Here is a 20,250-nt window from a genome sequence, read left to right as displayed (position 1 = left end):
TGTGAGGGACCATTCTCGTCGGCGCCCGCAATTCGCGCAGGACGGGGCTGGTGCCCCGTACCGACCAGGTGACTGTGTGTGTCGCTACCGACACTTAGCGAGTTGGTCTTGGACACTCAGCGGGTGGACGGGTCGATGGTCAGCAGGCGCAACGTCATCGTCAGTGCGACAGCAGGTGTGGCCGCCCTCGTCACGGCCGGGGCGGCGGGTGCGGCGCGGGGCACCGACGCGGGCGCCGCGCCACCCGAGGCCACTCCCGCCCCGGGCCATCCAGGACACACCGGGCACGTGCATCCGGCGGCGGCGCGGGCCGTCAAGCCGTTCAGCGTCCGCATGCCCGTGCCGAAGGTCCTCCGGCCCGAGTCCACCAAGGGCGACACCGACCTCTACGTCGTGACCGCCAAGAAGGCCAAGGTCGAGATCCTTCCGGGTACGCGCACCGAGGTGCTCACGTACGCGGGGATGTTCCCCGGGCCGACGATCCGGGTGCGCACCGGGCGCACGGCCGTCGTCAAGCACACCAACGGCCTCGACATCGGTACCGTCGCGCACGTGCACGGGGGCTGCACCCCGGCCAGCAGCGACGGGTTCCCGACCGACACGGTCGCGCCGGGCAAGAGCCGCGACTATACCTATCCGAACAAGCAGCGCGCCGCGACGTTGTGGTACCACGACCACGCCCACCACATGGAGGCCGAGCACGTGTTCCGCGGGCTCGCCGGCTTCTATCTGATCGACGATCCGGCGGAGGCCGCGCTGCGCCTGCCGAGCGGCGACTACGACATCCCGATCATGCTCCGGGACGCCCGGTTCGACGACAAGGCCCGGCTGGTCTTCGAGCTCAACGACTTCGAGAAGCGCTCGACGATCCTGGCCAACGGCAAGCCGCAGCCGTACCTTCCGGTCGCCGCGCGGCGCTACCGGCTGCGGTTCGTCAACGCCTCCAACCTGCGGACGTTCACGCTGCGGCTCGGCAAGGACACCCAGGTGGCCCAGATCGCCAGCGACGGCGGACTGCTCGCGGCGCCGGCCGCGATCCGGTCGTGGCGCATGATGCCGGGGGAACGGGTCGAGATCGTCGTCGACTTCAGCCGGTTCAAGGTCGGCAGCCAGGTCGTCCTCAACGACGCCGACGCCGGGCCGGTGATGCGCTTCGACGTCGGCCGCTCGGCCACCGCCGACACCAGCCGCGTGCCGGACCGGCTGAGCACCATCCCGGCGATGCCGGCCGCGACGGGCAGGCGCCGCATCGTCCTGAGCTTCGACCGGAGCACCGGCCGGTTCCTCATCAACGGACGGCAGTTCGACCAGAAGCGCGTCGACGCCGAGATCAAGCGTGGCACCACCGAGATCTGGACGCTGACGAACGACAACTCCGGGTTCGCGGTGCCGCACAACTTCCACCCGCACCTGGTGCAGTTCCGGATCCTCGACCGCGACGGGAAGCCCCCGGCGCCGGGCGAGGCCGGCGTGAAGGACACGGTCGGCGTCGCGCCCGGTGAGACCGTCCGTCTACAAGCGACGTTCGGTCCGTACACCGGGCGCTACGTCTACCACTGCCACATGATCGACCACTCGTCGACCGGCATGATGGCGCAGATGAAGATCGTCTAGGACTGCCCCACTGCGCAGGACGCGGTCAGGCCGGCCCAGTTCGCGCGGTCGTTGTAGCCGCCGTCGCCCGCGTCGCCGACCACGAGGTCGACGACCCGGACGCCGGTCAGGTCGACGTCGACCTGGCGGAGGTCGTCGCGCGTCAGGACGCCGCTGTCGAACAGGACCCGGCCGTCACCGATCACCTGGAAGGTCGAGGTGGCGCCCTCCGGTCCGACGTTGCGGACCGCGTCGTCCAGGCCGACCACTGCCGCCAGCCGGGTGCACGCGCCGCCCAGGTAGTAGCGGACCGTCGACGGCGACGCCACACCGATCCCGGTCGGGTAGACCTGGCCCAGCATGCTGATCGGTGACCAGCCGCCGACGCTGAGGTCGATCGTCGGGCTCATCCAGCCGCTGGTGGCGCTGATCCACGCGTGGTGCGACAGCACGACCTCGCCGTCCGGAGGGGCCGGTGCGACCACCACGCCGGTCGCGGTCGTCTGGCTCACCCGTCCGTGCCCGATCACGTCGTACGCCGTGGTGGCGGTCAGGGCGCTGGTGCCGGGAGCGGCGTCCGCCGCAACGGTCACCGCGAACGCGAACGTGGTGCTGCTCCCCGGGGCCACCAGCGCGGGCGCCCGGCCCTTGGCGTGGACCGTCCAGCCCTCCGGCACAGTGAGCCGCACGGCGGGCGTGAACACCGGCAGCGAGCCGTCGTTGCGCACCGTGACGTCGACCGGCACCTCCTCGCCGCCGGCGACCACGGCCGGCGATGTCGGCAGGCCGGCGGTCACGTGCGGGATGCCCGGCAGGCCGCGGGCCGCGCCGACGCGGAACAGTGCCGCGCCGTGTGCCGCGACGGCCGCGCTGATCGTTCCCGCGCTCTCGGTGACCCGGTCGGTCCAGGCGTTCTCGAGGGTGAACCGACTTCCCGTGAGGCCGACCGACTTCGCGGTGGTGGTCAGGGTCCGCGGGCTGTCGCCCCGGTTGAGCAGCACGACGGCCCGGTCGCCGTTGGCCAGTCGCTTGACCCAGGTCTCGGTCGTGCCGGCGGGGCCGACCCGGACGGCCTGGACGCCGGCCCGGTCCTGGTTGATCGCGATCACGTCTGGGTCGCTGAGCGTGTCCAACGAGGACCTGCTGAGCGTACGCAGGTCGCTGCCGATCATCAGCGGCGCGGCGGCCACCGACCAGAGCGTCAGCTGCGTGCGGAACTCCTCGTCGGTCATCCCGAGCTGCGGCCCGAGGTAGTCCGGGTCGTTGAAGTGGCCAGGCCCGGCCACCTCGGGATGCCGCGCGTTCGCGTCGTAGTTGCGCAACACGTCCTTGAACTTGATGTCACCGAGAAAGCCCACGTCGGTGTACGTCCGCCACGACTGCGCGATGCCCGGCGCGTAGGACCAGGAGAATGTCGACTGCTGCGACTCGGGGTAGTTGCCCCAGTCCGGCGAGGTCACGGGGTTGCAGAGGTTGAAGACCATGGACCGGCCGCTGGCGTTGTTGCGCAACGCGTACGCGAACTCGCTGTAGACGGTCTTCGGGTCGAGGTCCGCGGCGATGCCGCAGAGAAAGTCGACCTTCACGGCGTCGAACGCCCAGGCGGCGAACTGGTCGGCGTCGCGCTGGTAGTAGCCGCCGCCGCTGCCGAGCCCGCACTTCCCCGGGATGTACGGCCCGGCGTCGGTGTAGATGCCGGCCTTGAGGCCCTTGGCGTGGATGTACCGCACCAGCGACGCCAGCCCGTCGGGGAACTGCGCGGGGTTGGCGACGAGGTCGCCGCTCTCGTCGCGCGGCGTGGGCGCGGCCCAGTTGCCGTCGATCCAGACATAGCGGTAGCCGGCGTCCCGCAGTCCGCTGCTCACCAGGAAGTCGGCGTTGGCCTTGATCTCGGCTTCGATGGGGTCGCCGCCGAGGCCGTAGTAGGTGTTCCAGCCCATGTACGGCGTGGGGCTCAGCGTCTGCTGGGGTGCTGCGGTCGCTGGAGGGTCGGCGTGCGCGGCCGCCGGCACGGCCAACTGCCCGGCCATGACGGCGAGCAGGGCGGTGAGCACAAGTCGCTTCACATCAGCTTCCTTCGCTGGCGAACGAGGGACGGTTTCGAAGATCTTCCATCTCCTGCCGGCCGCCCGTCAACATTAATTAGTAATTTATGAGTTCTCCGCGACCGCGGCGAGTTCGTCATCACTCCGGCCGCCGCCAAGCTCGCCGAGCACGCGCCGATGGCGTCCTACCGGGCGGCGGTGAGCGTCGGGAAGTACGTCTGGCCGGCAACTGGACGACCTCTTCGACGCCTGGGTCTTCAACGCGGGCAGGCCGACCGTGGTGCGCCAGCCGGCCTAGTTTGCGGCGTGGCTGAACTGCTCGACGGGGTGTCCGAGATCGATTGGTCGGCGCTCGACCACGCCTACGGGTCGGCGGAGCGGGTGCCGCTGTGGCTCGCCGCCATGACCGATCCCGCGACCAGTGCCGACGCCCTCTCCGACCTGGACGCGGCGGTCTATCACCAGGGCGGGGCGGTCTACTCGGCCGGCGCCGCCGTGGTGCCGTTTCTGATCCGCTTCGCCATGGATACCGCGGTCCCGGAGCGGGTCGACATCCTCGAGCTGTTGACCCGCTTCGCCGCGCTGCACAACCAGATGCGGGAGCCGTGGACGTCGCGGCCTGCTGCTCTGGCCTGCCGGACCGCGCTCCTCGCCGCGTTCGACGGGCTGCGCCGGCTGCTCGACGAACCTGATCCGGCCATCCGGGGCGGCGTCGTCGAGATTCTGGTCGAGCTGGGCGAGCGGGCCGACGACGTCGTCCACGAGCTCATCCGCCGCATTCCGGGTGAGACCGATCCGACCGACTACGTTCTCGCGCTCGGCACCGTCGGCGGGAACGCGGCGGCCGCCTGGCTGGCCCGCAACACCCCTCCCCCCGGTGATCCGCGACGGCTCGCGTTCCTGGTCGCCGCTCGTCGGATCGACCGCGAGGCCGTCCCCGCCGAGGAGATGCTCGCCGCGCGCCGACGCGGAGCCCGAACGAGCCGTCGCCTGGCTGGGCCGCGAGATCGGGTTCGACCGGGCGGCCCGGACAGCACTGGCGCGGGAGGGCACGATGCAGTCGCACCGACCAGGTTTCAGCTCTGCCAGGTGCTCAGCGCGTTCGGGGCGGCGGCGCTGCCGGCACAGCCGGAACTGACAGCCTTGCTGGAGTCCGACCAGCCCCGGCTGGCGTGCACCGTGCTGGGCGGGCTCGGCCCGGCGGCCTCCGACGCGCGCCCCACATTGTCCCTCGTGGCCGGCCGCGACGGGCGCGGTGCTGCCGCGGCCGTCTGAGCGCTGTTCCGCATCACCGGCGACCCGGCGCTGTGCCTCGAGGTTCTCGCAGCGGCTCTCGACCCGCTGCGACACAGTCGCCAACTGCCCGTCACCCGCCAGGCGCTGCGCGACGTCGTCGAGCGGGACGAGCGGCTCATCTACAGTGGACGGTGGCGTGGCATCGCAGAGGACGACGAGGCAAGCGCCCTGGCCGCCGCGGCGCTGGCCGCCGTCGCCCCCTGACGAGGATGCCGTCAGCCGACCCGTTCGATCAGCGCTCGCCGGATCAGGTTCTTGCCGGGCTCGCGGACGGTCTCGTAGGCGGCGTTGTTCAGCAGCACGCAGCTACCCGACGGGCTGGTCACCTGGACGGTGATGCTGCGGTTGTTGTCCAGGTTGGTGAGCCGCAGCCGGGTACCGATCGGAAACGTCCCGCTGGACGCGGCCGGCCCGGCGTTCTCGTTGAAGAACGTCACGGTCGACCCCTTGCAGACGACCTGGCCCGCCGCGCCACCGGACGGCGCCTTGGTGGTGGGAGCGGTAGCGGGCTTGGCGGGCTTGGTCGGCACGCCGGCGATCGGGTCGGCGACGACGTTCGCGGTGCATCCGGCGGTGACGCGACGCTGCTGGATCAGGTCGACGACGGCCTGCCGGTTCTCGATCCGCGCCGCCGACTGGGAGTCCGGGTTGCCCCGCTGCCCCGCGATGAAGGTCAGGTTGTTGCGCAGCGCGGTATCCAGGCCGGCGCAGCTCTCACCGGCGTTGCTCAACCCGGTGACCGCCAGCCCGCCCGCTAGCAGAGCCACCGCCGCGCCCCCGAGGATCAGCTTCCGCGCCCGGCCGGTCGTCCTGCTTGTCCTGTGCATGCACCGCTCCTCGAACCTCGGCTGCCCTGTTGCAGCACCAGGAGGTACGTCCCGAGCGGGCCACACGGATTTGTTTATATTCCTAAATGTTCCTTAACTCCACCCGCGCGAAGGTGATCGACGATGTGGGTCAGGATGATCCGCTGTCCGGCCAGGGTGGGATGCACGCCGTCGGGTTCCAGGAGGTCGTCCGTGCCGCGGCCCCCGATGGCGTTGTGCAGGTCCAGGGCGCCGGGCGCGCTCCGGTGCACGACGCCGGCCACCTCGGCCACCTCCGCGGCCTGCCAGTGCAGCGGCGCGTCGGTGAAGAACGTGTCGATGCGTTGCTGGTTCACGGCCGGCGGCGTGACGATCGTGACGACCGCGTTCAGGTCGCGGGTCATGAGGTCGACCAGCGCCCGCAGGTTGCGTCCGGTCTCCTCCGTCGTGGCCATCCGGTAGCGGCCGGTGCGGCCGTGCGCGCGGGCGTCGTTGGTGCCGAGCATCAGCAGCACCCGGGTCGGCCGCGCCGCTTCGACCAGGTCGAAGCGCTCCAGCACGTCGGCCGTCGTGTTGCCGCTGATGCCAAGGTTGATCAAGGTGGGCTTCGGCCCGCCGGTCAGGTCGATCGAGGCCGAGAGGAGCTCGAACCAGCCGAGCCGGTCGGCGGTGATCGAGTCGCCGACGGCCGCGATCCGGTCTTGCGGGCGGAACGGCAGCGCCGTGAGGGCCTCGCGAAAGTGCTCGTCGGCCAGCATCCGCGCGGCCGCGGCCCGCACCTCGTCGCGCAGCGAGCCGAGCAGGGCGCGGATGGTCTCCGGCGTGCTGGCCAGCATCTGGGCCAGCAGTTCGGCGTGGAGGCCGTCGTCGACCGGGAAGCGCTGCAGCATCGGCCACGACTCGGTGCGGGTGTACCGCAGGAAGTGCCGGCGTTCGTCGTCCGTGTAGCTGCGCGCGGTGATCACGCGGCCCACCGTTCGAGCTCGCCGGTGGACCGGTTCGGTGCGTACATGCATCAGCCCTTGATCGAACCCTGCAGCAGCGCGGCGACGAAGCGGCGCTGGAAGACGAGGAAGACGGTCAGCGTCGGCACCAGGATCAGGAGCGCGCCGGCGCACAGCAGCGGGATGTCCGTGCCCCACTGGCCCTGGAACGCGCCGAGCGCACCGGCCATGGTCCGCTTGGCGGGATCGTCGACCAGGACGATGGCCAGCAGGAACTGGTTCCACGTCCAGAGGAACAACAGGATGGCCAGGGACGACAGAGCGGGCATGGCCAGGGGTACGTGCACCCGCCAGAACAGCTGCCACGTGCCGGCGCCGTCGATGCGCGCGGCCTCGGAGAGGTCCTCGGGCATGGTGACGAAGTGGGCGCGCATCCAGATCACCGCGAACGGCATGAACAGCCCGACGAGCGGCAGGATGATCGCCCACCGGGTGTTGAGCAGCCCCATGTCGCGGACCTGGTAGTAGAGCGGCGTGATGATCCCCTCGAAGGGCAGGGTGAGGCCCAGCACGAAGACCAGGAAGCCGATCCGGTGGCCGGGCATCCGCAGGTGCCCGAAGGCGAAGCCGGCCAGGGTGCCGAACAGCAGCGACGCCGGGACGACCCCGAGCACGATGAGGCTGCTGGACAGCAGGAGCTTGCCCATGCTGGCGGCCTGGAACGCGTCGACGAAGTTGCCCCACTGCGGGTCGTCGGGCCAGGAGAGTCCTGACGGGTACGTGCCGGAGGGGTGCAGCGCCGTGACGAAGAGGCTGACGAACGGCACGATCGTGATCGCCATCAGCAGGACGAGCAGGACCCGCCCGGTCAGGGTCTCGCGACGGGTGGCGATCATCGGTTTCCGTCCTTGGTGAGGCGCTGAATCGGAAGGACGACGGCGAGCACGAGCACGACCAGGGCGACCGCGAGGGCCGATGCCATGCCGACTTCGCGCTCGGAGAAGGCCAGGTAGTAGATCTCCAGGCCGGGGACCATGGTGGAGTTGCCCGGCCCGCCCTGCGTCGCGATGTAGACGATGTCGAAGCTGGCCAGGGCCGCGATCACGGTCACCGTGACGCACACGCCGATCTCCTGGCGCAGGCTGGGCACGGTGATCGAGAAGAACTCGCGGACCGGCCCGGCGCCGTCCAGGCGGGCGGCCTCGTACAGCGACGGGTCGATCTTGCTCATCCCGGCCAGCAGCAGCAGAGTGCACAAGCCGACGAGGACCCAGGCGCCGATCACCCCGACCGCCGGCAGCGCGGTGCCGAAGTCGCCGAGCCACGCGCGGGTCAGGTTGTCGAGCCCGACGGCGGAGAGCAGCTCGTTGGCCAGACCGGTCGAGGAGAGCAGCCAGCTCCACATGATGCCGGCCGCGACCAGCGGGATGACCTGGGGCAGGAACAGCACCGTGCGGGCCACGGTCGCGAGCCGGCTCGCCGCGATGTTCCGGATCGTCGCCGCTACGAACAGACCCAGCAGCACGGGGATTCCGCTGAAGAACACGATGAGCTCGAAGGCGTGCAGGATCGTGGCGAACAGCTCGGAGTCGGTCAGCAGCCGACGGTAGTTGTCCAGACCGACCCAGGTGGACGCTCCGATGCCGTTCCAGTCGTACAGCGAGTACTGCACGGTCAGCAGGAGCGGGCGAAGCACGAACGTCCCGTACATGACGATGGCCGGCGCCGCGAAGAGCCAGCCCAGCCACACCGCCCGAGGGCGGCGCGCGCGTCGCGCGCGCCGCCCTGTGATCGGTGCCGACATTAGTTCTTGACCTGGGTCTCGTAGTCCTTCTGGACCGACTTGAGCAAGCCGTCCGGTGTCTGCTGGCCGGCGGCCAGCTTCTGCAGCTGCGGCGTCCAGCCCTTGGCGTAGATGGCACCGGTCGCGTTGGCGATGAAGTCCATGGCGCCGTTGTCCTTGCCGATGGTCGCGCCGGCCGCGAGCGTGCTGGCGGTGACGGTGCCCTCCTGGACGGGCGGCATGTAGGCGTCCGCCGGCCCCATCGGGTGCGATCCGCCGACCTTCACCGCGATGTCGCGAGCCTGCTGGTTGGTGGCCACCCAGTTCAGGAAGAACGCGGCGCAGTCGGCGTTCTTGGCCTTGCTGCTGATGCCGTAGGTCAGCGGCGCTGACATCGCGGCCTGCTTGCCACCGGCCTGCGCGGGCGGCATGAGCAGGAAGCCGGCCTTCCCGGCCATCTGCTTGTCGAGGTTGCCCGACTCCCAGTCGCCGTTGAACATGAACAGCGCCTTGCCGCCGATGAAGCGGCTCATCATCGTCGCGTAGTCCTGCGAGTTGATGTCACTGGCGAAGTAGCCCGCCTTGATCCACTTCTCCAGGTGCTGCACGGCCTGCAGGTTGCTCGGCGTGTCGATGGTGGCGCCGGGCTTCTGGAAGATCCAGTCGTTGATCGGCCCGGGCTCGCCGTACGCCGTCATCAGGTTCTGCAGCGGGAACGCCAGGCCGCCGGTGGCGCCACCGTTGAACTGGTCGATCGGCGTGATGCCGGCGTCCTTCGCCTTCTGCAGCACGGCGTCGAGGTCGGCGAGCGTGGCCGGCGGCTGGGTCATGCCGATCCGCGCCGCCAGGTCCTTGTTGTAGAACAGGCCGGTCATGCTGAAGTTCAGGCCCATGGCGTAGAGCGGGCCGTCGCCGCGCTGCCCGCTCTCGCCGACCCGCATCTGCTCGAGCTGCGAGGCCGGCCATTTGTCCCAGCCGGTCGCCTGCGCGTACCCGTCGAGGTTCTTGAGCAGGCCGTCCTTGACCAGCTCGGAGACCTGCGGGAGCCGCATGAGGTCCGGCGGGTCGTCGGCCAGCACCCGCGGAGCGTTCTGGGTGATCACCGCGAACTGGTCCTCGCGGATGTCCCACTTGACGTTCGGGAACTGCTTGGTGAACTCGTCGGCGAGGTCCTTGGGCAGGGGAAAGCCGGTCTCGAAGTAGCCCTTCAGGGTGACCGGCTCGGTGCCGCAGGTCGCGGTGGCGGCGGGGGCCGCGCTGGCGGTCGCGCCGGTCGTGTCGGAGTCGCCGCCGGGTGCGCTGCACGCGGCGGTGGCCACCAGTGCGGCCAGGGTGAGCGCGGCCAGTAGCGGTCGGCCGGTGGGTCCGTGAGCCATCTCAGGCCTCCAGGATCGCGGAACGTCCGGCGGCGAGGATCGCCACCGGTTGAGGGGTTGTCGGGTTTGAGGTGTTCAGTCGTGCGATGGGAAATGCGCGTCCCGCAAGCACGTCAGAAGGTCTTCCTGCCATGTGCGTGCGGCGGGCCAGGTGCCGGTCAGAGCGAGCGAGCCGTGTACGGCGCCGAGGTAGCAGCTGTACGAGACCGGCACGCCGGCCGCCCGTAGCCGATCCGCGTAGCGTTCGCCGTCATGGCGCAGCGGGTCGAACTGCGCCGTCATGATCCTGGTGGGCGGCAGCCCCGCCAGGTCCCGCGCGCGCAGTGGTGACGCGAGCGGGTTTCGGGCGTCGTCGGGGGACGACAGGTAGAGGTCCCGGCACAGCCTCATCTCGTCGACGGTGATGCCGAACTCGTCACCGACGCCGGACGCGCGCATGCTTTCGAGGGTCAGGTCCAGCGCCGGGACCTCGAGCAGTTGCAGGCGCAGGCGCGCCAGGCCGCGCTCGCGGACCAGCAGGGCGACCGCCGCGGCCAGGGTCGCGCCCGCGGACACCCCGCCGACGGACACGTTCGCCGGGTCACCGCCGATCTCGGCCGCGTGCTCGACGGCCCAGCGCAGACCGGCGTAGCAGTCCTCGACCGGGACCGGAAAGCGGTGCTCGGGTGCCAGCCGGTAGTCCACCGCGACCACGACACAGCCGACGCCGGTGCACCGGTCCCGGCACATCGCCTGGTTGACGTCCTCGTCGATGGAGCCCAGCCAGAAGCCGCCACCGTGCAGGAACACGTGGATCGGCAGGCCGGCCTCGGCGCTCGGGCGATAGACCCGCAGGCGGATGCTGCCACCGGGCACGGCGAGGTCGACGTCCTGCTCGTCGGGAGCCGCCGCGGCGGGTCGGCCGAACATCGCGAACAGGCTGTCGGTCCCGGCGTGGATGGTCGCCCGCCGCTGGACGATCGGCGCGTCCGGATTGCCGGAGTCCGGCTTGGTGGACAGGAACGTCCGCACCGCCTGATCCAGCCCCATCGACGCCTCCCGCGCTCGTGTTACAAGCACGAAACCTCATCACGTCAGGCGTGTCAAGTGTTTCCATTAAAGCACTTTTATTGATGCAGTCGCAGCTCACGGGCAACGTACCCGATCAGCCTCAGGTGGTGGAGCGCTCGACCAGGCGAACGTCGAGCACCGTCGTCGACCGCAGATCGGATCCGTCGATGTGGCCGAGCAGCACCCCGAGCGCGGTGCTGCCGGATTCCTCGAACGGCTGCCGCACGGTCGTCAGGTCGGCCGCCGTCGCCGCCTCGCCGTCGTCGAAGCCCATCACCGCGACATCGCCGGGCACCCGCAGCCCCCGGTCGCGGGCGGCCAGGAGAACACCGACGGCGAGCGCGTCGTGGTGGGCCATGACGGCACTCGGGCGATCACCGAGGTCGAGCAGCTGGGCGGCCGCCCGCCGGGCGTCGTCGACGGAGTTGTCGCTCGTCGCCACCGTCACCTCTCCCCCGGCCGCCTCGATCACCTGTGTGAATCCGGACAGGCGCCGGATCGCCTGCGACTCGTAGTCGGAGACCTGCCGCTCGACGAGATAGCCGACGCGGCGGTGCCCACGACCCAGCAGATGCCTGGCCGCCAGCCCGCCGCCCTCGCTGTCGTCGATCACCACGCGGCTGAACAGCGCGCTGTCGGCGTCGACCGCGACCGTCGGCAGGTTTCGCTCCCGGAGGCGGGCCGCGATGGCGTCCTCGATCCGCAGGCCCATCACGATCAGGCCGTCGAGTCGTCCGTGGATGGGCATGCTGGCCAGGACCGGTGACGAGGCCAGGGCAGCCGACTCGTGATCGAAGACCACGACGTCGATCTCCAGCTCGACCGCCGCCGTCAGCACTCCGGACAGCCGTCGCAGGTAGGACCCGTAGGAGGTGAACGGGGCCATGACGCCGATCCGCCCCGTGCCGCGCCGCGCCAGGGTGACCGCCTGGACCTTCGGCACGAACCCGAGCTCGTCGGCCGCGGCCAGCACCCGTTGGCGGGTGGCCTGGCTGACCCGCTCGGGCTTGTTCATGACGTTGGATACGGTCGCGATGCTCACTTTGGCGCGTTCGGCGACCTCGTAGATGGTGACTCGATGATCCGCCGCCACGTCCCGCCCTCGCTCCAGCGTCCCCGCTCCGCCGCTCTTCGAGACCCTCGAAAGCGCTTTACGAGAAGCACTCTATCCAGGTTCTCCTAGCAACCCAATAGGGGCGAGAACCGCATACCGCCTGCCCCGGCGGCGATGACATCGACGGTACGCACTCGAAGGTGGTCACGCGTGCGGAGGTGGTCCAAAGCGGACCTCTCTCGGCCGTGCGGCCCGCCGCCGAAGGGCCTTCGGCGGCGCCCGTCGGATGTTCGGCTGACGGTCAGGGCGTCAGCCGCCACGGCAACCGGACGATCTCGCCGGACGATCCCGCCCACGGGACCCGCTGGGCATGATCGGTCCATGCTGACGTGGACGCCCGACCTCGGGTTGCTGAAGGCACTGATCGCGATGAACGACGGCAAGACCGACATCGTCCTGACCCCGCCCGACCAGCGGGTGCTGGAGTGGGTGCGGGTGCAGGGCTACCGGGTGACGGTCGCGGCCGGGACCGCGCAGATCCGGCCGGGCGAAGACCTGGATGCCCCCGCGGCGCCGCTGACCTTCTGAGCGTCAGTCCTGGCGCGCGGGCGTGAGCCTCAGTCCTGGCCGCGCGGGCGTGAGCCTCAGTCCTGGCCGCGCGGGCCGGCGGTGATGCCGTCGAGAACGGTGGCCAGGCCGCGGTCGAACGTCTCCCCCGCCTCGAGGTGGGCGCCGTCGACGACGAGGCGGGCGACGGTCGGGTACCGGCCGGTGTCGAGCATCCGGGTGACGTAGGGGCCGAGGCTGGCCTGCCAGGCGGCCTGGTCGGTGCCGGTCGACCGGGCCGTGCGTCGCTCGGTGACCTCGCGGCGCAGCGCTCCGACGATGAACGCGTTGACCGTGCCCACGGCCCGCTGGAGATCCTCGATGCCGCGCACGCCGGGGGCTCGGCTGAGGGCGGCCGCGGTGGCTTCACCGACGGCCATCGCGTGCGGACTCAGGTGCGGCCGTCCACCGATCACGTCGGAGAACCACTCGTGCTCGAGGGCCGCGTCCCGGGTCGCGTGGGCGATGGCCAGCACCGTGGCACGCCACCCCGGATGCGGCTCGACGGCGGCGATCTGAGCGTAGACCCCGTCGACCATCAGGTCGAGCAACTCGGACCGGTTGAGCACGTAGTCGTAGAGCCGCATCGGACCGACCTCGAGCTCTTTGGCGATCTTGCGCAGGGACAGACCTTCGAGGCCGTGCTCGTCGGCCAGCCGCAGCGCCGTCGCGGCGATCTTCGCGCGGCTCAACGGCACCGGCGCCGCCCGCGGCAGTGGCTCGGGCCGTTCCCAGACGGGCAGCGGTGCGCTACCGTACGGTGTATCCATGCGATACAGCGTACGCTAAGGGGACTGGGATGCGCATCGCGATCGCCGGCGGCGGCCTCGGCGGGCTGACGCTGGCCCGGGTCCTGCACCGACAGGGCATCGAAGCGATCGTCTACGAACGCGAGGCGCACCGATCCGCGCGCTCGCAGGGCGGGATGCTCGACCTGCACCCGGAGTCCGGCCAGCGGGCGTTGGCCGAGGCGGGCCTGACCGGCCGGTTCCGCTCGCAGGCGCGGCCCGAGGGCGAGGAGCATCGCATCCTCGACCCGGCCGGCCGGACCCTGGTGCACCACACACCGCCACCCGGCTCGTTCGACGGACGCCCCGAGATCGACCGCAGAGCACTGCGCGACCTCCTGCTGGACTCACTCCCCCACGACACGGTCGCGTGGCAGCACCGGCTCACCGCAGCGACACCGCGACCCGGCGGTGGCTGGACGCTGATCTTCGACAGTGGACAGACCGCCGACTGCGACGTCCTCGTCGGTGCGGACGGCGCCCGCTCGGTGGTCCGGCCGCTGCTGACCGATGTTCCGCTGTCCTATGTGGCCACGCATGTCCAGCTCGACATCGGCGACGTCGACCGGCGCCACCCGGACCTGGCCGACCTGGTCGGCCCCGGAAACCTGTGGTGCGTCGGCGTGAACCAGATCCTGGCGGCCCAACGCCTCGGCGACGGCAGCATTCGCGTCGGGGTGTCGATCCGGGCCGAAGATCGCAAGATCCGCGACAAGCGCGCCCTGCTGGACCTGTTCCGCGGCTGGAGCCCCCGCGTCACCGCACTGATCGACGCCGGCGACGGCGCGGTGACGGCGCGCCGGGTCGAGGCGATGCCCGCCGGCGCCCGCTGGTCCGGCCGGCGCGGCGTCACCCTGATCGGCGACGCCGCGCACCTGATGCCGCCGGTCGGCGAGGGCGCCAACCAGGCCATGCTCGACGCGGCCGAGCTCGCCGGCCACCTCGCCGCCCGCACCGGCGACCCGGACGCGGCGATCCGGGCGTACGAAGAGGCGATGTTCGGCCGGATCCTGCCGATCGCCGAGATGTCGGCGCGCGTCCAGGCGATGATGCTCTCCCCCACCGCGGCCGAGGACCTCGTCCGCTTCTTCTCGCGCCGGCCCGCACTCACCGACTGAGGCCTCCGGATGCCTCAAAGGCCGATCGTGAGGAAGTTTCGCTAGTTAGCCTGAGTGGAGTTTGGTCATCGGGGGGACGGGGTGGGTCATGGCCATAGCTCTGCTCAAGCGCGCGCGTTTTCGGCTCCGCGCGGCCTCCGCGTTCGCGGTCGCGGGAGTCCTGGCGGCGGGCACGCACTACGTGTCGCGCTCGGACGGACCACCCCTGCTGCCGACCGTTCCCGCGGTGGCCTGGACGAGCTGCGAGGGTCTCGGTCCGGAGTTCCAGTGCGCCATGGTCCCCGTGCCCCTGGACTGGGACGAGCCGAGCGGTGAGCAGATCGAGCTGTCCGTGATGCGCCACCTCGCCAGCAACCCCGAGCAGCGGATCGGATCGATGTTCACCGACCCCGGCGGCCCGGGCCAGAGCGGTGTCGACCTGATCCGCAACAGCGGCCCGGACCTCGACGCCTGGGGCGACGGCCGGTTCGACGTCGTGGGCTGGGATCCGCGCGGGGTCGGCGGGAGCGCACCGGTGCGCTGCTTCACCAGCGACGCCGAGCAGGACGAGTTCTGGGCCGGCGTGACGATCCCGACCACTGCGGAGGAGTCCGAGGCGTACGCGCGGAAGGCCGCCGAGCTGGCGCAGCGGTGCGGTGCGGTCAGCGGCAACCTGCTGAGCCACATCTCCACCGCCGACACCGCCCGCGACCTCGATCGGCTGCGGGAGGTCGTCGGCGACGAGAAGCTGACGTACGCCGGTCTCTCCTACGGAACGATGATCGGCGAGACCTACGCGAACCTGTTCCCGGGCAACATCCGGGGCATGATGCTCGACGGGATCGTCAACCCGGTCGACTACACCGCCAGCGCCGAGGTGCGCACCGACAACAACGTCTCCTCGGCGGACCAGGTCTTCGAACAGTTCGTCCAGCAGTGCCAGAGCGCCCCCGAGGGCACGTGTGCACTCGCCGGCCACGGCGAGACGGTCGCCCAACGCGTCGAGGGACTCTTCGAGCAGGCGCGGCAGGCTCCGATCCCGGCGCCGAACGCCACCCCGCCCGGCGAGCTCAGCTACGGCGACCTGCTCGTCTCCACCTTCACCCCACTGCGGCTGCCGCTGACCTGGCCGCAGTTCGCGGCTGACCTCGAGGCCGCCGTCAACGGTGACGCGTCGGCCCTGGAGACCGCGGCGGCCGCCATGCAGAGCCCGGAGGGGATGACGGCCTCGACCACCTCCGCCGCCATCTCGTGCGTCGACGGCCCCGCCGAACTGTCGCTGTCGGACTGGCCGCAGGCGATCGCCCGCTTCACCGAGTCGGGCAGGCTGTGGGGACCGGTGCTCGGTTGGTGGCTGTGGGCGCCGTGCGCGGCCGACTGGCCGGCGACCATCGAGGACCGTTACGCCGGACCGTGGAACGCGCGGACCGAGACGCCGATCCTGTTGCTCAGCGCCAAATACGACGCGGGCAGCCCGTACAAGAACGCGCAGTTCACCGAGCAGGCGCTGGGAAACGCGGTGCTGCTCACCCTCGACGGCTTCGGTCACCCGAGCTACCAGGTGCCGAGCGCCTGCATGGACGCCGCGCGGGTGGACTTCCTCGTCAACCTGGTGACCCCGCCGCCCGGGACGGTGTGCCAGCCGGACGAGACACCGTTCCCCTAGAGCTCTTTCGAGCGCCCGTCTCCTCGGGAGACGGGCGCTCACCGTGCGGTAGGTTCTGGCGATGTCGCAGGTGCTGTTCACCATCGCGTTCGCCGTGGCCATCCTCGTCTCGGTGTCGCTGCACGAGGTCGGCCACATGGTGTCGGCGAAGCGGTTCGGGATGCGCGTCACCCGCTTCTTCGTCGGCTACGGACCCACGGTGTTCTCCTGGCGGCACGGCGAGACCGAGTACGGGCTGAAGGCGATCCCGCTCGGCGGCTTCTGCACGATCTCGGGGATGACACCGGACGACGAGCTCGACCCACGCGACGAGCACCGGGCGATGTGGCGGTTCCCGGTGTGGAAGCGGACCGTCGTGATGGTCTCCGGCGTGACCGTCCAGTTCGTACTGGCCGTGACCGGGCTCTGGTTCGCGGCCGCCTTCGTGGGTGTGCCGAACCTGGCCTACCCGCAGACGTCCGAGCAGTTCGGCGCGCAGCCGGCCGCGATCGTGCTCGCGGAGTGCGTCACCCCGGACACCGCGCGGGCCTGCGCGGCGGGCGATCCGGCATCACCGGCCCGCGCGGCGGGCCTCCGTGACGGTGACGTGCTGACCGCGGTCAACGGGGTGGCCATCGGGAACTACGCGGACATGCTCCGCGTGGTCCGGGAGACCCCGCCGGGTCCAGCGGACGTGGCGTACCTCCGCGACGGCGCACCCGGCACGGTGCGGGCGGACCTGAGCGCGGTGACGCGGCCGCCGCTGAGCGACCCGACCGCGGCACCGACCACGGTGGCGGCACTCGGCGTGGGCCTGCACGTCACGGCGCCCCGCGAGGTGACCTTCGGGCCGGCGGGCGCGTTCGGCGCGACGGCCACGTACACCGGCTGGATGGCCGGCCAGACCTGGGAGACGGCCAAGCGGATACCGGAGAAGGTGCCGGCCCTGTGGCGGTCGATCACCGGCTCGGAACGCGACCCGGCCACCCCGATCAGCGTGGTTGGGGTCAGCCTCCTGGGCGGCGAGGCCGCGTCACTCGGCATGTGGTCGACCGTACTGATGATCTTCATCGGCCTGAACGTCTTCATGGTCTTCTTCAACCTGCTGCCGCTGCTCCCCCTCGACGGCGGCCACATCGCGATCGCCTGGTTCGAGCGCGCCCGCACCTGGATCGCCGGCCGACTCGGCCGCCCGGACCCAGGCGCGGTGGACTATTTCAAGCTGATGCCCCTGACGTACGCCGTCGTCCTGATCGGCGGAGCCTTCACCCTCCTGACGGTGGCCGCGGACGTCATCAACCCGATCACGATCCGATGACCCGGGTCACACACTGAGTTCTCAGGCGGCTTGCCGGGTTTTCTCAGGTGGGCGACGCACCTTTGAGCGTCGCGCTGGACTGTCCGGCGCGCGACGCAGCGAGGGGAACGTCCGCGCATGTCCAGTGGAAGCGCGAAGAAACGCGCTACGGCGGCTCGCAAGGCACTAGAGGCGGCCAACAAGCGGGACCGGCGGCGTCGGCACCTGTTCACGTACAGCATGGTGGGTCTGGTCGCTCTGATCGTCGCTGGAGTGGTGCTCGCGCTCACGCTCACCCGCGGCTCCAGCGCCGCCGCGTCCGGGATCCCGACCACGCCCGCCGCCACCGCCACGGGCCGCACGGACCAGCCGCCGTGGCCCGCGCCCACCGATGCCACGGCGCAGGTGAAGGAGGCCGGCCTGCCGATGCTGGGCACCGAGGGTGAGGTCGTGCACATCCACGCGCACCTGGACGTCATCGCCAACGGCCAGAAGGTCGACGTCCCGGCCGGCGTCGGGATCGACGAGGCCACCGGCCAGCTGAGCCCGCTGCACACCCACGACACCACCGGCGTGATCCACGTCGAGTCGCCGGTGAAGGCCGAGTTCAGCCTCGGGCAGTTCTTCACGGAGTGGGACGTGTCGCTCGCGGCCGACCACATCGGGAGCCTGCACACCGGTGACGGCAAGACCGTTGCGGCGTACGTGAACGGCAAGCCCGTCACCGGCGACCCGGCGGCGATCGTGCTGCACGCGCACGACGAGATCGCGCTCGTCTACGGGACCGCCGCCCAGCAGGCCAACCCGCCGGCGAGCTTCGAGTTCCCCGCCGGCCTGTAGGCGGTTACCGGGTCAGCGGCCAGTCCGACGGCGGCGTGCTGCCGCTGTGCCGGTTGGCCCAGGCGAGCTCGGACTCGTCCTTCCGCAGCGGCGTGAGGTCGAAGTCGGCCGGCGGCAACGGGATGCTGTCGTCGACCGGTTCCGAGGCAACGGGCTCGGGCTTGGGCCACCGGCGCCACCGGTCGCGGCTGACCACGGCGACGAGCAGCAGAGCGCCGAGCAACAGGGTCGCCCCGGTGCGCACGGGGGTGGTGAGGTCGGCGTGGTGGCTGGCGATCGTGGCGCTCTTCGGCAGCAGGTCCCACACCCGGTCGGGGTCGAAGAGCAGGGCCACATAGCTTCCCGCGTACGCGAGACCCGCCAGCACCGCGCCGAGCGGCGAGAACCGCAGCGTGGCGATGAGCCCGAAGAGCAGTCCGGCCGCGGCGAGACACAGGGTGGGCCGAACGAAGTCACCCGCGCTGAGTCCGCCAGCAGCGCCCTGGTCGGCGAACGCCTGCAGCGACCTGTCCTGCCCGAAGGCGAGCAGCAGCCAGGCGAGCGGCGCGATGAACACGGCAACGATCAAGGTCCAGACGTGACGCATGCAGGGCAACGTAACGGCGGAGACGCTTGGCGACGGAAGCTCGGACGGGCGGTTGGCGCCGGTTTCGGCGAGTGACGCGAAACGCGCGACTTGGGCGTGACGCCAGCCTTGCCGGGAGCGCTTTCAGTGTCGAGGGACGGGACTAGGACGCGACCACGGTCCGGTCGAGGACGAGGTCGCGGGCAGCGGTGAGGCCGACGGAGACCGCACCCATGAGCACCGCGTCGGCGCCGAGCGTGGAGACCTCGATCCGCGGCGGTTGCAGCGCCACCAGGTGGGGCAGGCGGTCCTGGACCGGGCCGAGCAGCAGGTCGCCACCCTGCACCCCGACCCCGCCGCCGAGGACGATGAGCTCCAGGTCGAGGACCGCGGTCACCGCGGCCAAGGCGTGCGCGACGTGGTTGACCTCGACCTCCACCGCGCGCCGGGCGAGCGGTTCGCCGGCCCGGGCCGCGTCGAAGACCTGCTTTGCGCTGGTCGCCTCGGTCCAGCCCAGTCGCCGCGCCGCCGCGACGATGCCGTCGGCCGAGGCTACCGTCTCGAACATGCCCCGGCGGGCGGCGGCCGGGTCCTCCTGCAACGGGTCGCCCTCGCCGATCGGGAGGTAGGAGATCTCGCCGGCGCAGCCCCGCGCACCGCGGTAGAGCTTGCCGTCTATCACGATGCCCATGCCGGTGCCGGTGCCGATCGACACGTACGCGAAGTGCGCCACCCCCAACCCCAGGCCGTAGGTCGCTTCGCCGACGGCGGCCAGATCGGTGTCGTTCTCCACGAGGTACGGCGACGGGGACACCATCGAGAGCCGGTCGACCGCGCCGGGCAGGTCCCAGCCCGGGAGGTTCGGCGCGAGGTGCAGCGCGCCCGTCTCCTTGTCGTGGATGCCCGGCGTGCCGAAGACGGTCAGCGTGACGTCCGCCCGGGCGATGCCGGCCTCGGCGGTCAGGCGGTCGGCCAGGTCGGTCAGCTGCGCGAGCAGGTCCGTCGGGCTCCGGCTGCCGGACGGGTCGTCGATGCGGGCGACGATCTCCCCCGCCAGGTTGGCCAGGACGAGCCGGACGAACGACCGTCCGATGTCGACGGCGAGCACCCAGCCCGCCTCGGGGCGTGCCTCGTAGAGCAGCGCCGACCGGCCCGCGGGTCCGGCGCGCAGGCCGACCTCGCGCACCAGCCCGGCCCGACCGAGGTTGGCGAGGGCTCCCCCGACCGTCGGCTTCGACAGGCCGGTGGCCTGGGCCAGCTCGGGTCGCGACACCGGGCCGAGGCGGAAGAGCTCGCCGAAGACCGCCCGCTCGTTCATGACCCGCAACATGCTGGTCGTGCTCGCGGTCTGTTGCGTCGTCATGGCTCAGCGTCTCACAGGCGTTCGTAAAGGTCCAATACAAATTTCGTAAGAGACCTTGCCAAATGCCGGCGGTGGGGAGCATCCTGCTGGCCTGAACCTCCG

Annotated in this window: 18 protein-coding genes; 7 read left to right on the top strand and 11 right to left on the bottom strand. The window is 71.0% G+C overall.

Going from position 1 to position 20,250, the window contains the following annotated elements:
* Positions 1-123: 123 nt before the first annotated feature.
* Complete coding sequence (locus AB0J88_RS22100) at positions 124-1,614, top strand: multicopper oxidase domain-containing protein (RefSeq protein WP_364737971.1); 1,491 nt, start codon at positions 124-126, stop codon at positions 1,612-1,614.
* On the opposite strand, the gene AB0J88_RS22095 is transcribed toward AB0J88_RS22100, so the two are convergent.
* Positions 1,611-3,659: an NPCBM/NEW2 domain-containing protein gene (locus AB0J88_RS22095; protein ID WP_364360912.1), complete on the bottom strand. Its 2,049-nt coding sequence runs from the start codon at positions 3,657-3,659 to the stop codon at positions 1,611-1,613. The two genes, AB0J88_RS22100 and AB0J88_RS22095, sit on opposite strands and share 4 nt — an antisense overlap.
* 285 nt (positions 3,660-3,944) lie before the next feature.
* On the opposite strand from AB0J88_RS22095, the gene AB0J88_RS22090 reads away from it, so the two are divergent.
* Entirely contained in the window at positions 3,945-4,913 is a 969-nt protein-coding gene (locus tag AB0J88_RS22090) for a hypothetical protein (protein WP_364360914.1), read from the top strand.
* Positions 4,914-5,149: 236 nt separating this feature from the next.
* Here the strand turns inward: AB0J88_RS22090 and AB0J88_RS22085 are convergent, their stop codons facing one another.
* From AB0J88_RS22085 to AB0J88_RS22055, 7 genes are all read right to left on the bottom strand, one after another.
* Entirely contained in the window at positions 5,150-5,761 is a 612-nt protein-coding gene (locus AB0J88_RS22085; RefSeq protein ID WP_364360916.1) for a hypothetical protein, read from the bottom strand.
* A gap of 74 nt (positions 5,762-5,835) precedes the next feature.
* Positions 5,836-6,705 carry a GDSL-type esterase/lipase family protein gene (locus AB0J88_RS22080; RefSeq protein ID WP_364360918.1) on the bottom strand — a complete coding sequence of 290 codons (870 nt, stop codon included), beginning with the start codon at positions 6,703-6,705 and terminating at the stop codon, positions 5,836-5,838.
* A 50-nt stretch (positions 6,706-6,755) separates the two neighbouring features.
* Positions 6,756-7,580, bottom strand: a complete 825-nt coding sequence (locus tag AB0J88_RS22075; protein ID WP_364360920.1) for a carbohydrate ABC transporter permease — start codon at positions 7,578-7,580, stop codon at positions 6,756-6,758.
* The gene (locus tag AB0J88_RS22070) at positions 7,577-8,434 is read right to left on the bottom strand and encodes a sugar ABC transporter permease (RefSeq protein WP_364360922.1); all 858 of its coding nucleotides are present in this window, start codon (positions 8,432-8,434) and stop codon (positions 7,577-7,579) included. Before AB0J88_RS22070 ends, AB0J88_RS22075 begins: the two co-directional genes overlap by 4 nt.
* A gap of 53 nt (positions 8,435-8,487) precedes the next feature.
* On the bottom strand, positions 8,488-9,843 hold the full coding sequence (locus AB0J88_RS22065) for an ABC transporter substrate-binding protein (protein ID WP_364360924.1): 1,356 nt from the start codon (positions 9,841-9,843) through the stop codon (positions 8,488-8,490).
* Between the two features lie 75 nt (positions 9,844-9,918).
* Positions 9,919-10,872 carry an alpha/beta hydrolase gene (locus AB0J88_RS22060; RefSeq protein WP_364360926.1) on the bottom strand — a complete coding sequence of 318 codons (954 nt, stop codon included), beginning with the start codon at positions 10,870-10,872 and terminating at the stop codon, positions 9,919-9,921.
* A 121-nt stretch (positions 10,873-10,993) separates the two neighbouring features.
* Complete coding sequence (locus AB0J88_RS22055; protein WP_364360928.1) at positions 10,994-11,986, bottom strand: LacI family DNA-binding transcriptional regulator; 993 nt, start codon at positions 11,984-11,986, stop codon at positions 10,994-10,996.
* A gap of 342 nt (positions 11,987-12,328) precedes the next feature.
* Here AB0J88_RS22055 and AB0J88_RS22050 point away from each other — a divergent pair, with 342 nt between their 5' ends.
* On the top strand, positions 12,329-12,535 hold the full coding sequence (locus tag AB0J88_RS22050) for a hypothetical protein (RefSeq protein ID WP_364360930.1): 207 nt from the start codon (positions 12,329-12,331) through the stop codon (positions 12,533-12,535).
* A gap of 56 nt (positions 12,536-12,591) precedes the next feature.
* On the opposite strand, the gene AB0J88_RS22045 is transcribed toward AB0J88_RS22050, so the two are convergent.
* A complete protein-coding gene (locus AB0J88_RS22045; RefSeq protein WP_364360932.1) occupies positions 12,592-13,323 on the bottom strand; it encodes a TetR/AcrR family transcriptional regulator C-terminal domain-containing protein in 732 nt (243 codons plus the stop codon).
* Positions 13,324-13,352: 29 nt separating this feature from the next.
* Here AB0J88_RS22045 and AB0J88_RS22040 point away from each other — a divergent pair, with 29 nt between their 5' ends.
* From AB0J88_RS22040 to AB0J88_RS22025, 4 genes are all read left to right on the top strand, one after another.
* Positions 13,353-14,459 carry an NAD(P)/FAD-dependent oxidoreductase gene (locus AB0J88_RS22040; protein WP_364360934.1) on the top strand — a complete coding sequence of 369 codons (1,107 nt, stop codon included), beginning with the start codon at positions 13,353-13,355 and terminating at the stop codon, positions 14,457-14,459.
* Between the two features lie 88 nt (positions 14,460-14,547).
* Positions 14,548-16,104 (top strand): alpha/beta fold hydrolase, encoded by a 1,557-nt coding sequence (locus tag AB0J88_RS22035; RefSeq protein ID WP_364360936.1) that lies wholly within the window; start codon positions 14,548-14,550, stop codon positions 16,102-16,104.
* Positions 16,105-16,165: 61 nt separating this feature from the next.
* Entirely contained in the window at positions 16,166-17,401 is a 1,236-nt protein-coding gene (locus AB0J88_RS22030; protein WP_364360938.1) for a site-2 protease family protein, read from the top strand.
* A gap of 117 nt (positions 17,402-17,518) precedes the next feature.
* Positions 17,519-18,220 (top strand): hypothetical protein, encoded by a 702-nt coding sequence (locus tag AB0J88_RS22025; RefSeq protein WP_364360940.1) that lies wholly within the window; start codon positions 17,519-17,521, stop codon positions 18,218-18,220.
* Positions 18,221-18,224: 4 nt separating this feature from the next.
* On the opposite strand, the gene AB0J88_RS22020 is transcribed toward AB0J88_RS22025, so the two are convergent.
* Together AB0J88_RS22020 and AB0J88_RS22015 are read right to left on the bottom strand one after the other, a co-directional pair.
* The gene (locus AB0J88_RS22020) at positions 18,225-18,806 is read right to left on the bottom strand and encodes a hypothetical protein (protein WP_364360942.1); all 582 of its coding nucleotides are present in this window, start codon (positions 18,804-18,806) and stop codon (positions 18,225-18,227) included.
* A 142-nt stretch (positions 18,807-18,948) separates the two neighbouring features.
* Positions 18,949-20,148: an ROK family protein gene (locus AB0J88_RS22015; RefSeq protein WP_364360944.1), complete on the bottom strand. Its 1,200-nt coding sequence runs from the start codon at positions 20,146-20,148 to the stop codon at positions 18,949-18,951.
* Positions 20,149-20,250: the final 102 nt, after the last annotated feature.

The organism is Asanoa sp. NPDC049475 (assembly GCF_040676915.1).
In the GTDB taxonomy this organism is placed as follows: domain Bacteria; phylum Actinomycetota; class Actinomycetes; order Mycobacteriales; family Micromonosporaceae; genus Asanoa.
Note: the sequence above shows the minus strand (reverse complement) of the source record. Positions and strands in the feature narration are given on the sequence as shown.